This window comes from Saccharopolyspora cebuensis (assembly GCF_039542665.1).
Taxonomy (GTDB): Bacteria; Actinomycetota; Actinomycetes; order Mycobacteriales; family Pseudonocardiaceae; genus Saccharopolyspora; species Saccharopolyspora cebuensis.
Map to the genome: position 1 here is coordinate 611995 of NZ_BAABII010000004.1, position 14743 is coordinate 626737.

The 14743-nt window shown below is 72.9% G+C and carries 14 protein-coding genes; 9 read left to right on the plus strand and 5 right to left on the minus strand.

All coding sequences use genetic code 11. The features are described from left to right. The first annotated feature begins 172 nt into the window (after window positions 1-172). A complete protein-coding gene (locus ABD976_RS09605) occupies window positions 173-616 on the plus strand; it encodes a hypothetical protein (RefSeq protein WP_345360504.1) in 444 nt (147 codons plus the stop codon). 240 nt (window positions 617-856) lie between these two features. On the opposite strand, the gene ABD976_RS09610 is transcribed toward ABD976_RS09605, so the two are convergent. From ABD976_RS09610 to ABD976_RS09620, 3 genes are all read right to left on the minus strand, one after another. Then, entirely contained in the window at window positions 857-2704 is a 1848-nt protein-coding gene (locus ABD976_RS09610; protein WP_345360507.1) for a dynamin family protein, read from the minus strand. Next, on the minus strand, window positions 2701-3045 hold the full coding sequence (locus ABD976_RS09615; protein ID WP_345360510.1) for a nucleotide exchange factor GrpE: 345 nt from the start codon (window positions 3043-3045) through the stop codon (window positions 2701-2703). The genes ABD976_RS09610 and ABD976_RS09615 overlap by 4 nt, the downstream gene beginning before the upstream one ends. 91 nt (window positions 3046-3136) lie before the next feature. Next, a complete protein-coding gene (locus ABD976_RS09620; protein ID WP_345360513.1) occupies window positions 3137-4678 on the minus strand; it encodes a dynamin family protein in 1542 nt (513 codons plus the stop codon). Between the two features lie 212 nt (window positions 4679-4890). Here ABD976_RS09620 and ABD976_RS09625 point away from each other — a divergent pair, with 212 nt between their 5' ends. The 5 genes from ABD976_RS09625 to ABD976_RS09645 all read left to right on the plus strand — a co-directional run bounded on the left by ABD976_RS09625 (window position 4891) and on the right by ABD976_RS09645 (window position 9764). Next, window positions 4891-6087: a sensor histidine kinase gene (locus ABD976_RS09625; protein ID WP_345360516.1), complete on the plus strand. Its 1197-nt coding sequence runs from the start codon at window positions 4891-4893 to the stop codon at window positions 6085-6087. Between the two features lie 38 nt (window positions 6088-6125). Then, entirely contained in the window at window positions 6126-6782 is a 657-nt protein-coding gene (locus ABD976_RS09630; protein WP_345360519.1) for a response regulator, read from the plus strand. A 52-nt stretch (window positions 6783-6834) separates the two neighbouring features. Then, window positions 6835-7635 carry an HAD family hydrolase gene (locus ABD976_RS09635; protein WP_345360522.1) on the plus strand — a complete coding sequence of 267 codons (801 nt, stop codon included), beginning with the start codon at window positions 6835-6837 and terminating at the stop codon, window positions 7633-7635. Between the two features lie 462 nt (window positions 7636-8097). Next, the gene (locus ABD976_RS09640; RefSeq protein WP_345360525.1) at window positions 8098-9042 is read left to right on the plus strand and encodes an ATP-binding cassette domain-containing protein; all 945 of its coding nucleotides are present in this window, start codon (window positions 8098-8100) and stop codon (window positions 9040-9042) included. Continuing rightward, entirely contained in the window at window positions 9039-9764 is a 726-nt protein-coding gene (locus tag ABD976_RS09645) for a hypothetical protein (protein ID WP_345360528.1), read from the plus strand. Before ABD976_RS09640 ends, ABD976_RS09645 begins: the two co-directional genes overlap by 4 nt. Window positions 9765-10191: 427 nt before the next feature. Here ABD976_RS09645 and ABD976_RS09650 read toward each other — a convergent pair whose 3' ends face one another. Then, window positions 10192-10659: a universal stress protein gene (locus tag ABD976_RS09650; RefSeq protein WP_345360531.1), complete on the minus strand. Its 468-nt coding sequence runs from the start codon at window positions 10657-10659 to the stop codon at window positions 10192-10194. Window positions 10660-10900: 241 nt separating this feature from the next. Here ABD976_RS09650 and ABD976_RS09655 point away from each other — a divergent pair, with 241 nt between their 5' ends. The 3 genes from ABD976_RS09655 to ABD976_RS09665 all read left to right on the plus strand — a co-directional run bounded on the left by ABD976_RS09655 (window position 10901) and on the right by ABD976_RS09665 (window position 14364). Beyond that, complete coding sequence (locus tag ABD976_RS09655) at window positions 10901-11470, plus strand: hypothetical protein (protein ID WP_345360534.1); 570 nt, start codon at window positions 10901-10903, stop codon at window positions 11468-11470. 138 nt (window positions 11471-11608) lie between these two features. After that, window positions 11609-12253: a tRNA (guanosine(46)-N7)-methyltransferase TrmB gene (gene trmB / locus ABD976_RS09660; protein WP_369774952.1), complete on the plus strand. Its 645-nt coding sequence runs from the start codon at window positions 11609-11611 to the stop codon at window positions 12251-12253. Window positions 12254-13233: 980 nt separating this feature from the next. Continuing rightward, the gene (locus tag ABD976_RS09665) at window positions 13234-14364 is read left to right on the plus strand and encodes a nitric oxide synthase oxygenase (RefSeq protein ID WP_345360539.1); all 1131 of its coding nucleotides are present in this window, start codon (window positions 13234-13236) and stop codon (window positions 14362-14364) included. A 92-nt stretch (window positions 14365-14456) separates the two neighbouring features. Here the strand turns inward: ABD976_RS09665 and ABD976_RS09670 are convergent, their stop codons facing one another. After that, window positions 14457-14588, minus strand: coding sequence for a hypothetical protein (locus ABD976_RS09670; protein ID WP_345360542.1), 132 nt, complete (start codon window positions 14586-14588; stop codon window positions 14457-14459). Between the last annotated feature and the right edge of the window lie 155 nt (window positions 14589-14743).

Genomic DNA, 14743 nt, shown 5'->3' on the forward strand with positions numbered 1-14743 from the left:
GACCCGCGCAGTGCGGGTCCGACCAGCCGAAGGACCCGCTCCCCGCCGCTGACGTGAATTCGCCACGGGTCCGCGGCGGGAGTGCGGCCCGCGGCTTGCTCTTGGCCCGGGCCGAGTACCGTGCCCCCGCGGTCGGGGGACACCGCGGCCGGAGCGGCGGAGGAGCAGCGGCATGACCGGACTCGCGCTCGGGCGGTGGACCGCGCGGCGGCCGTTCGGCGGTCTGCTGCTGGCCGCGCTGCTGGCTGCGCCGCTGGTCACGGCCTGCACGACCGAGGTGGCGGACGGGGAGCGGCTCACCGCGGGCATCGAGCGGCTGCGCGCCGAGGGCGGTGAGCGCCTGCTCAAGGCGCTGGTGCCAGGCGACTGGGACACCGCGCACGTGGTTCTCGGCCCGGCGACCTCGGAGGCCATCGACGAGCAGGTCGGCCACCGCACCGGCCTCGGCGACTTCCTCACCGAGCGCGCCGAGCTGCTGGTGCTCACCCGCGACGGCGAGCTGGAGCGCGCGGTGCGCCTCTCCACCCGGGGCCTCCCGGAGGGCAGCTACCGCGCCACCGTCCGCCTCCGCGCCCCGGGCGGCCCCGACTCCGAGCTGGACCTCATCGGCGGCTGACCCCTCAACGGGCGGCTAACCCGTTCGTGACCCGAGTGAGGGGCACCTTCATCCGACTATGCCGGATGAAGGTGCCCCTCACTCAGCACGAGCCCGGGTGCCGAACCGGAGCACCTCACCCGTTCGGGAACGAGGTGAGGGGCACCCTGTACCACGTCACCGGGTACAGGGTGCCCCTCACCTGAGGCGCGAACGGGCGTCGGCCCGGTGTGTCGGCCCCCGTGGGTCAGGCTCCGGGGGTCAGGTCTGGGGTGCGTCGCGGAGCGTGCGGATGGCGGTGAGCAGCTTCTCGGCGCGGTCGCGTCCGGAGGTGGCCTCGGCGATCCGGCGGTCGAGGTCCTGGACCTGCTCGCCGCGCTCGGCGGCGTCCAGCTTCAGCGCCTGGTCGACCTCGCGCAGCTCCGCCTCGATGCCCTCGATCCGCTTGGCCAGCGCGTCGTCCAGGGCCAGCGACAACTGCTGCTCGGCCTCGATGAGCTGCTCGGCGACGAGCTGGTCCAGCGCCGACCGGGCGTCCGCGATGGCCTCGGTGAGCCACTGCTTGAGGTGCTGCTTGTCGGCGGCGTGCTTGCGGGTGCGGGCCATCCACCAGCCCGCCCCGAGCCCGAGCACGATGGTCACCGGCAGCACGACCGGGTTCAGCGCGGCCACCCCGAGCCCGGCCAGCGGCATCGCCGCCGCCCGCCCCACGCCGAGCCCGCCGGACACGCCCATGAACACCAGCAGCTTGTCCTCGGCGGTCGGCGGTCGCCGGTCCGGTGGGCGCAGCGCGATCGGCGCCTGCACGCCCCGCGCGAACTGCGACCGGATCACGTCCAGCTCCTCGGCGGAGAACAGGTCGGCCAGCGCGTGCTCGGCGACCTGCGCCAACCGCGCGGAGAGCTGACCGGCGACCCGCGTCGAGGCCATCTGCAGCGCCACGTCCACCTGCTGCGGGAGCTGGGCGAGCTGCGCGCGGTCGGCGGTGTCGATGGCCCGGCGGAACCAGTTCTGCACGTCGCGGACCTGCCGGGTGACCTCGTGGCCGGACTCGACCCGGGTGCGCTGGACCTCGCCGCGCAGCTTGACCTGCCAGCCCCGGGTCGACGACCGCCGCTCGGCGGCCAGCTCGTCGCGCCGCCGCCGCAGCACCTCCGCCTCGTCCTCGCCGACGCTCAGCGCCCGCTTCCGGCCCGCCAGCGTCACCCGGAGCTCGCCGAGCACGGTGGCCAGCGCGCGCATCGTGTTGGCCTCGCCGAGCATCGCCGTCCGGCCGCCGATCAGCTGCTCCAGCGCGCTGCGCAGCTCGCCGATCCCGGAGCGCTCCAGCAGCGCCGCCGCGGCCTGCTCGCTCGGCGCCCGCGCGGCCAGCTCCTGCATCCGCGCCGAGACCGGGTGGATCGGCAGCTCGGCGAACCGGGGCGCGTGCCCGGCCAGCAGCGCGCGGTCGGCCTCCAGCACCTGCCGCCAGCCCCGGTGCAGATCGGTCTTGGCCAGCGCGAACACCACGGTCTCCACGCGTTCGGCGACCTGGCGCAGGAAGTCCAGCTCGCCCCGGGTGAACGGGGCCGAGGCGTCCACCACGAACAGCAGCGCGGTGGCCGAGGCGGCGGCCTCCATCGCCAGCTCGCCGTGGACCTCGTCCAGCCCGCCGACGCCGGGCGTGTCCACCACCGACACCTGCGCCAGCGCGTCCAGCGGCGCCGTCACCTGGACGTGGCGCGGGGGCAGCCGCCCCTCCGGCAGCCGCCCGCCGACGCTGACCCAGTCGGCCAGCTCGGCGGGATCGAACGGCACCGGGTCCTGGTGCGGGTAGCAGGCGCGGGCCGCCCACTCCGGCCCGTGCTCGAACCGCAGGTAGGTCGTGGTCGCCACGTCGGCGTCCACCGGAGAGAGCCCCGGTTGCCCGACGAGCGCGTTGACCAGCGAGCTCTTGCCCCGGTTGGTCTCCCCGACGACCACCACGCTGGGCGTCGCGGGCCGGTTCCGGCGGACCGACGCGACCCAGTCGGCGGCCCGCGGATCGGCCTCCCGGAGCAGCGCGAGGAGCTGGTCCCGGGTCTGCTTCACCTGCTGCGGCAGCGCTGCGGTGGTGATCGGCGAGCTCATGCCGAGGCCCCGGCCGATTGGTAGACGGTGACCACCGGTGGGCGCAGCACCCGCTCGCGATCGGCGAACCCGAGGACCTCGGTCTCGGCGATGGTGCCGATCAGCGCCGGGTCGTCGGTCGGCGCGGTGCCGCCCGCCTCGTGGTGCGCCGGGTCGAACCGCTGCCCGTCGGGCCGCAGCGCCGTGACCCCGATCCGCCCCAGCCCCTCGGCGAGCCGTTCCACCACGCCCGCGCTGCGGGCCCGGTCCATCGCGTACACGCACAGCTCGATCAGGGTCGCGCGCTCGGTCAGGGCGCGGTCGAGCGGATCGGTGACGGCATCGCTGGTCATGGCATCCATGTCCTCACCACCTCGGCATCGCCAGCCCCCCGGCCGGCCCTCGACGTCTCCGACGCGGCCCCCGATCGCCGCGTTCCCCCGGTCGGGGAAATCACCGCCGCTCACCGCGGAGCTGCTGCCAGATCAGGAAGTAGGCGCGGTGCACCACGTGCGCCACCCGGGCCTGCGCGGGGGTGGCGCCGAACGAGGAGAACGACCGCCACCAGCCCGCCCGTTCCAGCGCGTAGTCGGTGAGTTCCTGGTGCCCGTGCCCGACCAGGCCGAGCTGCTCGGCGGCGTCGGTGCTGCTGCCGACCCGCACGACCTCCTCGGCGAGGTCCGCCGGCATGTCCACCGTCCCGGCGGCGACCAGCGTCAACGCCTCCAGCACCCGGAGCTGGTGCGCCTCCGGCCTGGCCAGCAGCACCTCGATGGCGTCGTGCACCCGCTGCCGCTCGCCCGGGTCCCCGGAGGCGTGCGCGAGCGCGGTCACCGACGCCAGCGCGGCGGCGGCCTTGATCCCGTCCGCGCGGGCGCGGAACACCGCGTCGAGCCTGCCCAGCACGGCGGCGAGCCCGGAGGAGTCCAGCAGCGCCCGGCGCAGCGCCCCGGCCGTCAGCCCGGGATCGGCGTCCAGGGCGGCCAGCGCCCGCTCGACGCCGAACAGGTCCATCCGCTCCAGCAGCCCGGCCCGCACGCCTTCCGGGACGTCGCACTCCCAGCTCGTGAACAGGTCGGCCGACAGCAGCAGCGTCTCCCGGGTGACCTCGTCGAGCGCGGCCAGCGAGCGCAGCGCCTCGGCGTCGGCGGTGGTGAACGCGCCCGTCTCGGCGGTCTCGGCGAGCAGCCCGATCACCGGCAGCACGTCGGCGACCCGGGACCCGAGCAGCCGCGCCTGCGTCGCGGCGAGCCGGGCGGCGGTGCCCCACACCTCGCCGGCCTCGTCCGGGTCGAGGGTGTCGGCCTTGTTGAGCACCGCGATGGCGTTCACCGGACCGGCTTCGCGGCTGGCGGTGGCGGCGGTGAACGAGGCGAGCGCGTCCTGGTCGTCGGCGCGCACGCCCTGGGTGACCACGTAGAGCACGGCTTCGGCGCCCGCGACGGCGTTGCGCGACACCGGGTCCAGGTCGGCGGCGTCCTCGGTGCCGAGGAGTTCCTCGGTGCGCGCCACCGAGTCGCTGTCCAGCGAACCGAGGCCGGGGGTGTCGATGACGGTGAGGTCGCGCAGCACCGCGTTGGTCAGGTACGCCTCCAGGTGCGAGACGGTGGCGACGTCCACCCCGAGGTCGGCGGGGATGCCGCCGTCGGCGTCGAACGGCACGGCCTGCTTGCGGCCGTCCCGGAAGACGACCTCGACGCGGTCCACCGTGCCGTACTGGAAGCGGGTCACCAGCCGGGTGCACTCGCCGACGTCGGTGGGCGCGACCCGGCGGCCGATCAGCGCGTTGACCAGGGTGGACTTGCCGGACTTGATCCGGCCCGCGACGGCGACCTGCAACGGCGCCGCCAACCGGCGCAGCACCTCGCCGAACCCGGCGGCGGTGCGCTCGGACACCTGCGGTTGCAGACCGGTGCACAGCCGCGCGACAGCGGCCGACAGCGGACCGGCCCAGTGCTGACCGGCCCAGTGCTGCTGTTCGGTTGCCGTGCTCACGTCGACCTCTCGTCCCACCGATCCAGCGGCCCATCCTGCCACGAGCCGCCCCCCGCCCGGGCGGGCAACCACGACCTCGGGAGGACTCCCGGACGGTCCCCGGGACCGACGGCGCGGGGCCTCCGAACCGCGTCGTTCGGAGCGGCGCCAGCCGCTCGCCACCGGCACCGCTGCGCAGGACGGGTACCGCGAAGAGCGCTTAACCTCGTGCAATGCGGAGGTTGAGCCTGTGGCTGAGCGCGCACCCGGTGGTCGGCGACAGCGCGATCGCCGCGGTGGTGCTGCTGCTGCACCTGTGGTCGCTCGACATCTCCGGGCAGGGCATGTGGGTCCCGCTGTACGTGCTGACCGGGCTGCTGGTGGCCGCGGCGCTGGTGGGGCGCAGGCGGTGGCCGGTGCCCGCCGCCTACACCGCGCTCGGCGGGCTCGGGATCGCCTCGGTCGCGCAGTACGGGCCGCACCTGTCGATCGGGACGCTCGTCCCGTGCCTGATGATCTACACCCTGGTCGCCTACACCAGCAGGCCGATCGCCACGCTCTACACCGTCCTCGTCGGGGTGTTCTCCGTGGTGCGGCTGTTCACCAACCGGACGCTGCCGGACGACGTGCTCGGCCTGGTGCTGATCCAGATCGCGTTCTTCGCCGTCATCGCCGGGTTCTGCTGGATGCTCGGCGAGTTCATCGGGGCCCGCCGCGCCTACCACGCGGAGGTCGAGCGGCGACTGCGCAACCTGGAGTTCGAGCGCGACCAGCGGGCCCGGATCGCGGTCGCCGAGGAGCGCAACCGGATCGCCCGCGAGCTGCACGACGTGCTCGCCCACTCGGTCAGCGTGATGATCACCCAGGCCGACGGCGCCGGGTACGCGATGCCGTCCCGGCCGGAGCTGGTGGAGCGGGCGCTGCGGGCGATCAGCGGCACCGGCCGCACCGCGCTCGCCGAACTGCGGGAACTGCTCACCGTGCTGCGCGACACCGACACCCCCGGCGAGCGGGCGCCGCAGCCGTCCGCCGAAGGGCTGCACGAGCTCGTCGACCGGGTGCGCGGGCTGGGGCTGCCGGTGCGGCTGGCGATGTCCGGCGACCTGGCCGGGCTGCCCACCGGCATCGGGCTGAGCCTCTACCGGATCGTGCAGGAGTCGCTGACCAACACCGTCAAGCACAGCGGTCCGGGCACCACCGCCGCGGTGCGGGTGGACAACGACGGCTCCCGGGTGCTGGTGGAGGTCGTCGACGACGGCACCACCGCGCGGACCTCCGGGCTGGCCTCCGGGGGCAACGGGCTGATCGGGCTGCGGGAGCGCGCCGCGGTCTACGGCGGCACGCTCGACGCCGGTCCGGCGGCGGGCGGTGGCTGGCGGGTGCGGGCGGAACTGCCGCTGGCGGCCCGATCGGAACCGGCGGCGAAGTAGCGGCGTTGCGCCGCGTCGCGGGCTCTAGGCTGGTCCGCATGGTGCGGGTGCTGCTGGTGGACGACCAGGAACTCATGCGGATGGGTTTCCGGATGGTCCTGGATTCGCAGGACGACGTCGAGGTCGTCGGCGAGGCGGGCGACGGCGAGCGCGCCGTCGAGCTGGCCGCCGAGCTGCACCCGGACGTGGTGCTGATGGACATCCGGATGCCGGGCGTGGACGGCGTGGAGGCGACCCGCCGGATCGCGGCGGCCGACACGGCGAAGGTGCTGGTGATGACCACCTTCGACCTCGACGAGTACGCCATGGCAGCGCTGCGCGGCGGGGCCAGCGGGTTCCTGCTCAAGGACACCCCGCCGGAGAACCTGGTCTCGGCGGTGCGCTCGGTGGCCAGCGGCGACGCGGTGGTCGCGCCCAGCGTCACCCGCAGGCTGCTGGACCGGTTCGTGCCCGAGGGCAGCGGTCCGCTGCGCGACGCCTCGGTGCTCGACGTGCTCACCGACCGGGAGCGCGAGGTGCTGGTGCTGGTCGCCAAGGGGCTGTCCAACACCGAGATCGCCGCCGAGCTGCACTTGTCCGAGGCGACGGTGAAGACCCACTTCGGCCGGGTGCTGTCCAAGTTGGACCTGCGGGACCGGGTGCAGGCCGTGGTGCTCGCCTACGAGACGGGCCTGGTCCGGCCGGGCGAGTCGTGATTTCGGCCTCGCGCCGGAACGCCTCGCGGGCCCGCCCGGCTACCCTGCGGTCGTGCCCGACGCGACCTGGAAACCTCGCCTGATCGCCCTCGACGTCGACGGAACCCTGCTGGACCCCGACACCCAGACCATCTCCGCGGCGGTGCGCACCTCGGTGCGGCGCGCGGTCGACGCGGGCGCCGAGGTGATCGTCGCGACCGGCCGCAGCATGCTGGGCGCCCTGCCGGTGCTGGCCGACCTCGGCCTGACCCGGGGCGTGGCGCTGTGCTCCAACGGCGCGGTGGTGCTCGACGCGGCCACCGGTGAGGCGGTGTCGGTCGAGACCTTCGAGCCGGCGCCGGTGGTGGCCGAGCTCGCCCGCCGGGTGCCCGGCTCGATCCTGGCCGTCGAACGGCTCGGCGAGGGGAACCTGGTCACCGCGCCGTTCGGCCCGGACGAGCTGCACGGCCCGCAGCACGTCGGCACGATCGAGGACGTGACCGCCGGACCGGTGCCCAGGCTGGTCGCCAACTGGGTCGGGCACGAGCCCGCCGAGGTCGTCGCGGCGATGCGCGGCGCGGTGCTGCCCGGCGCGACCTTCACGCTGGACCACTACGAGCCGTGGGTGACGGTGGTGCCGCAGGACGTCACCAAGGGTGCGGCGCTGGAGAAGCTGCGCGCCGAGCTGGGCGTTCCGGCCGCGGAGACCTTCGCCGCCGGTGACGGGGACAACGACGTCCAGATGCTGGAGTGGGCCGCGCACGGCGTCGCGATGGGCCAGGGGCCCGCGGTCGTGCACGCCGCCGCCGACGAGGTCACCGCACCGGTCGCCGAGGACGGGCTGGCCACGGCCCTGGACCGCTGGTTCCGCTGACCCCCGTTCGGCTGGGGCGCTTCCAGAGGGCTTGCGTGGCGGTGCGGGTACCGGAACCCCAGCGGTCTTCCCGCTGCGGGATCCGCTCCTGAGGTACCCCGGCTCCGGCTGTCCTCGCGAGGGGACCGCTGAGCGGTCCGTCCGAGCACGGGCGGCGGTGCCGGTTGCGTGCCGCACCCGGCACCGCCGCATGGTGGAAAGACCCTGAGCGAGGGGCGCCCCGCCCCCGGTGACTCGGTACCGGGTGCCCCGCACTCAGGCCCCGACCGGCGAGGACCGCGGGGGTTCGTCCGGGGTGAGGTCGGGGTGGCCCCTGAGGCGCGTGGGGTCGCTCGCGGGGTTCACTACGACCTGAGGCTGACCCAGGTCCAGACGAGGGGCCGATGTGCTCCGAGCGTGGGGACTGCCACCCTTAACAGGTGACCCCCGAGCGGGGGAAAGTTCGCGGGAGCGGGAGCAGACATGATCGAGGCGATCGGCCTCACCAAGCGCTACGGGAAGAAGGTGGTGGTGAACAACCTGACGTTCACCGCCAAGCCGGGCAAGGTCACCGGCTTCCTCGGCCCGAACGGGGCGGGCAAGTCCACCACCATGCGGATGGTCCTGGGGCTCGACCGGCCGACGGCGGGCGAGGTCCGCATCGACGGTCGCGCCTACCGCGACCTCAAGCACCCGCTGCGCACCGTCGGGGCGCTGATGGACGCCAAGTGGGTCCACCCGAACCGGTCGGCCCGCACCCACCTGCGCTGGCTGGCGAAGTCCAACGGCATCCCGGGCGGCCGGGTCGACGAGGTGCTCGGCATGGTCGGCCTGGAAGAGGTCGCCGGTCGCAACGCGGGCGGGTTCTCGCTGGGCATGTCGCAGCGGCTGGGGATCGCCGCCGCGCTGCTCGGCGACCCGCAGGTGCTGATGTTCGACGAGCCGGTCAACGGGCTGGACCCGGAGGGCATCCACTGGATCCGCCGGTTCATGCAGGGCCTGGCCGCCGAGGGGCGGACCGTGCTGGTGTCCAGCCACCTGCTCTCCGAGATGGCGCTGACCGCCGAGGAGCTGGTGGTCATCGGGCGCGGCGAGCTGATCGCCGAGTGCAGCACCGAGGAGTTCGTCACCAACGCGGGTGACCGCTCCGTGCTGGTCCGCACGCCGCAGGTGCCGGTGCTGCAGAAGGCGCTGGTCGAAGCAGGCCTGAGCGTCCAGTCCACCGAGACCGACACGCTGGTCGTCGAGGACGCCAGCACCGACCAGATCGGGGAGCTGGCGGCCGAACGCGGCGTCGTGCTGCACGAGCTGTCCGCCCGCCAGGGCTCCTTGGAAGAGGCGTTCATGCAGATGACCAGCGGTGCCGTGGAGTACCAGACGCAACTGCGCGGCGACGGCTCCGACCAGCTCGCGGGGGTGGCCCGATGACCTTGCTCGCCGTTGAGCGGATGAAGCTGTTCTCCACCCGGTCGCCGTGGTGGTGCATCTCCCTCGCGCTGGTGCTGACCGTCGGCATGGCGGCGATGATGGCCTGGCAGTGGGACGGGCCGATGACCCTGGGGATGACCCAGGGCGGGCGCCAGCTCGGCATGATGGTGATGCTGGTGCTGGCGGCGCTGTCGGTGACCACCGAGTACCGCTTCGGCACCATCCGGGCGACGTTCCTCGCGGTGCCGAACCGGATCGCCGCGCTGGTCGCCAAGGCCGTGGTCGTCGCGGTGCTGGCGCTGGTCGTCGGCGAGGTCGCGGCCTTCGGGTCGTGGGGTCTGGCCGGGGTGCTCTCGCCCGAATCCGACCTGGCGCTGTCCGGTGTGGACGCGTGGCGGCAGGTCGCGGGCGGCGGGCTGGTCTACGGGCTCTGCGCGATCCTCGCCGTGGGGGTCGGCGCGCTGGTGCGGCAGAGCGCCGGGGCGATCACCCTGCTGCTGCTGTGGCCGCTGCTGGTGGAGAACCTGATCTCGCTCATCCCCAACATCGGGCCGGAGATCCAGAAGTGGATGCCGTTCAGCTCGGTGAGCCACTTCCTCGCGGCGGACGTCTCGGGATCGGACATGCCGTTCGGCCAGTGGGCCGCCCTCGGCTACTTCGCGGCGGTCTCGGTGGCGGTGTTCGCGCTGGCGCTGTTCGTCACGCACCGCAGGGACGCCTGACCAGCCGGTACTGATCAACAGGAGAACCTACCATGATCAACGCATCGAAGGCCCTGGTGGTGCGGTCGGCGCACGGTGTTACCCGGGGCGGCCGAGAGGCTGATCACGTCGGGCGATAAGATCGCGGCGAGGTAGCGCCCAGCTCCGCGGTAGTCCCCAGTGGACACCAGCGGTGGCGCGGGCAGGCACAACAGGATCGACCGACTGCATCAGCGCTCGGGGGCGCCAGCGGTCGGGACGGGGGAGGGCCCGGGCTGTCATTCGGGGGATGGCCCGGGCCCTGTGCTGTCCGGGGGTCTTCCCCGGAGGTGGGGGAGCCGAGCGGTTCGCCCGTTTCGGTGGTTCTGCCGGTTCGGTGTTGTGCGCCGTGCCGCGGCGCGCGCCGCCCGGTCGGGCAGGCGCCCGCGGTGCGCGGCCCGGCGGGCGGTCAGACGTTGGGGCGAACGACCAGGACCGGGCACGCGGCGTGCCGCACGCACTGCTCGGCGACGGAGCCGAGCATGAGTCCCGCGAAGCCGCCGCGACCGCGGTGGCCGACGACGATGACGTCGGCGCCCTTCGAGGCGGACAGCAGCGCGTGCGGGGACGGTGCGTGCGCGACGTGGTAGCGGATCGTGATGCCGGGGTCCTCGCCGATCCGCTGCGCCACGATCCGCTGGGTGTCCTTGAGGACCTCGTCGTGGAACTGGTCGACGCTCGGGATGGCGTTCGGCGGGCAATCCGGTGGACGCGGTGCGGTCCGGATGCTCCAGGCGCGCACCACGTGCAGCACCGCATCGCGGATGCGGGCTTCGTCGGCCGCGATGGCCAGTGCCCGCAACGAGGACGGGGAACCGTCGACGCCGACCACGACGCCGCCGTCGACCTCGACGTGCTGAATCGTCTGATCTGCCACGAGTCCACTCCAACCCCCGGCCTCCGGCTTGTCGAGTTGACCAGCGCCGGGACTCGGGAACAGGCCGCTAGTATGTGAGGTTTACCACAGTACATCCGTTTTTGCTGTTCACCCATCGGCCATGGGTAGGGCATTATGTGAGAACAGTGCTCCGCACCAGCGTTGCTCGGGGCATGGGTCGATCAAGGGCGGCCCACTCCTGCTGGGTCCGCGCTTGCCAACAGCAGATGGGGTGGGCCACATGGTGCATTCGACTGACGAGTCGGCGCTGAACGCCGCGCGGGACGAGGAGCGGGCGCGGCGTTCCGAGGTCCTGCTGGAACCGGTCCCCCACCTGGAATGGTCGTTGGCGACCGAGGCGCACCCACCCCCGCCCGAACCCGCCACTCCCGCTTCGCTGCGTCGCAGCTGGATCCACCGCGCGACGGAGGAGCAGGTCCTCGGCCTGTACCGGAAGCTGCACGGCTCCGACCGGCGGCTGCCCGCCCCGTGGTGGCTGCGCGCCCTCGACCGGGGGGAGATCGAATCCCGCGCGGCGGCGTTCGAGATCGAGGACGAGGTGCACCACGTGCTGAGCAACCGCCCCGGCTGGGTCTTCGTGCCGTGGGCGGGGATCAGCGAGGCGGGGTTCTGGGAGTACGCGCCGTCCGACCGCGCTCCCATGATGATGCCCACCACCGTGGTGCTCACCGATGAGCACCGGGGCTGGCTGAGCGTCGTCCCGGCGCACCGGGACACCCCGCCGCTGCCGGTGCCGATCAGCGGGGTGCCGGGGCTGGTCGCGGCGCTCCCGCAGATCGAGACCTGGTGAAGTCGGGCGGGCGGCGGCGCGGTCGGTCGCCGGTTGTCGTGGTCCTCGCGCGGTTTGCGATACTGGCTCCCTGTGAATGCCTCTGACCAGCAGGTTCCGTTCCGCCAGGTTGTCAGCTACGTCCAGCGCGGTGAGCGGATGACGGTGGGCCAGCAGCGCGCCTGGGACCGGCACTGGCCGGAATTCGGCGCGGAGGTAGCCGGGCTGCCCGACGGACCGCTCGACACCGCGACGTGGTTCGACCGCACCGCGCCGGTCGTGCTGGAGATCGGCTCCGGCATGGGCGAGACGACGGCGCAGCTCGCCGCTGCCCAGCCCGACGTGAACTACCTGGCGGTGGAGGTCTACAAGCCGGGGCTCGCCCAGCTCCTGCTGCGCGCGGAGAACTTCGGCGTGACCAACCTGCGCCTCCTCCGAGGTGATGCCGTCGTCCTGCTGCGCGAGCACCTGACCCCGGGATCGCTGGACGAGGTCCGGATCTACTTCCCGGACCCATGGCCGAAGAAGCGCCACCACAAGCGGCGGCTCGTGCAGCCGGAGACGGTCGGGTTGATCGCTTCCCGGCTCGTCTCCGGCGGTGTGCTGCACCTGGCGACGGACTGGGAGAACTACGCGGAGCAGATGCTGGAGGTCTGCGAGGCGGAACCGCTGCTGCGCAATCGCCACGCCGACGAACCCGGCGGCTGGGCCCCGCGACCCGACTGGCGGCCGGTGACGAAGTTCGAGAACCGCGCCCACGACGAGGGCCGTGTCGTCCGCGACCTGATCTTCGAACGCCCCTGAGGAACCGAGCAGCACCCGGGGTCGAGTCGCACCCGGGGCCGAGTTCGCCAGGGGCCGAGTTCGCCTGGGCCGAGTTGCGCCCGGCCCGAGTTGCACCCGGGGTCGAGTGGCGCCTCGGGCCGAGTTGCACCCGGGGTCGAGTGGCGCCTGGGGCCGAGTCGCACCCGGGGTCGAGTGGCGCCCGGTCCGAGTGGCGCCTGGGGCCGAGTCGCACCTGGGGCGAGTCGCGTCGTGAGGCACGGGTCGCGCCATAGGACGAGTCGCCTCGTGAGGCTCTTGGGCTGTCCGTGAGGGTCGAGCTGCTCGCTGAGGGTTGAGTCGCGTTCGTCGTGAGGCTCTTGGGCTGAGTTGCCGTGAGGGACGAGTCGCTCGTGAGAGTCGCGCCTGGGACATTCGGTCCGGCGGACGACTTGGGGCGCCATTCCGCCAGGTCACGAGCGCAGCGTCCTGGTCGGAGCATTGCCATCGGGCGCTCCGGCCGATGCAGTCGCCGCGCGATGCGAGCCGGGGAAGAACCAGTCGCCAGAGGCCGAGAGCATCGCCTCTCGGGCCGTCGGGCCGTCGGGCCGTCGGGCTGTCGGGCCGTCGGGCATTGCTTCGGCCAGTCGGCCAGTCGAGCGGTGCTCGGGCCGTCGGGTGGTCGGGCAGTGCTCGGGTGGTTGGGTCGTCGGGTCGTCGCCACCGCTGCCGGGCGCCCCGTACGTGTTGCTTCCGGGCTCGTCGGTCGGTTGCTGCTGTCGGTTCCTGCCGCCAAGGCCGAGTCCGTCGGCTGCGTCGGTCCTACCTGTTCGGGCTATTGCCACCGAGGTAGCGTTTCGGCGACGAATTCACCCGAAAGAATGCTCAATCGGCGGCTGCACGCCACGATAGGGTCGTAACGGCGCGTGCTTCGCCTTGTTGACGAGGCCGCATTCTTCACCTGAAAGGCGACCTCATGTGCGGTGACGCGTGAGCGTCCTTGGCGACTACGTTGTGACGTCGTGACGGTCATTCGCGACGGAGTGGTGCTTGCGAGCGCGGAACGAGGCGGTCGTCCGTCCACGCCGGCGCATCGCGAGCAACTCGCGGACATCGACGCCGCAGAGGACTTCCTCCGCGCCTACCACGATGCGCATCCGGCATCCGGCTCGCTCGCCGACCGGTTGGCCGAGGTGCGCGCCGAGATCGCCGGGTCCGGTACGTACCGGCACACCGCGGCCGAGCTGGCCTACGGAGCGCGGGTGGCGTTGCGCGACAGCGGCTGGTGCACCAGTGGTGTGCCGTGGCGGCGGCTGAAGGTCCGCGACCTGCGTGGGATCCGCAACGCTCCGGCGGTCGCCGAAGAATGCTTCGAGCACCTCCGGTCGGCGACCCACGGCGGCAAGATCCAGCCGCTGGTCACCGTCTTCGCGCCCGACGCGCCGTACCGACCCGGGCCTCGGATCTGGAACGAACAGGTCGTTCGGTACGCGGGGTACGAGTCGGCCGACGGGACCGTGCTCGGCGATGCCCGGTACACCGGTTTCACCGCTGCGGCCCAGCGGCTCGGCTGGAAGCCGCCCACGCAACGGAGCAAGTTCGACCACCTTCCACTCGTCGTGGAGACCGCGAGCGAAGGGCCGCAGGTCTTCACCCTGCCGCGCGACGTCGTCCACGAGGTTCCGTTGGAGCACCCCGAGCTGCCGTGGTTCGTCGAGCTCGGACTTCGCTGGCACACCGTTCCGCTCATCAGCAACATGCGGTTGCTCATCGGTGGTATCTCCTATCCGGCTGCTCCGTTCAACACGTGGTTCGTGGGGACCGAGATCGGCACCCGAGGCTTGGCCGACGAGAACGCCTACGGCGTCACCCGCACGGTCGCCGCCCGCCTGGGCTTGGACACCCGCTCGGAGCGGAGCCTCTGGCGGGACCGGGCGATCGTCGAGATCAACCGCGCCGTGCTGTTCTCCTTCGACTCGGCGCGGGTCACGGTCACCGATCACCACACCGAAGCCCTGCACCGGCTCGCCTGGTTGCGCGCCGGGCCGCGCAACGGTGCGCACCGGCCGGCGTTCACGCTGGCCAAGCAAGCCGCTCACCGCGCTCGTCACGGTTCCCCGCCCTGCTTCGAGGAACGCGCGGGCCGGAGCTGAGCTACCGGCCCAGGACGCTGTGTGCCGGACTGCGGCGGAACGTCCCCCCGAGGCCCCCGAATCGCGACGTCGGCGCATGGCGGGTCGCTTCCTCATTCGGCGGTGCGGTGGCCGGGCTGCGGAAGCCGGTCCCAGACGTCCGGCAGCACCGAGCTGACTGCCATCAGAACGAGGACGAACACGGCAGCGGCGGAGCCGATGATGGTGAAAGCGTCGGCGAACATTTCCGGTACCTCCTTGGTGGTGCTGTCTTTGTTCTCTTCAAGAGTCGCGGTTGAGGGGGTGGTCTCGGATCGGTCATGTGGCCGGGGTCGATGGCCATCCGGCCAGGGTTTCGTTGACCTTTCGGCTGAGGGGCAGCCGGGACGAACCGCGTCGG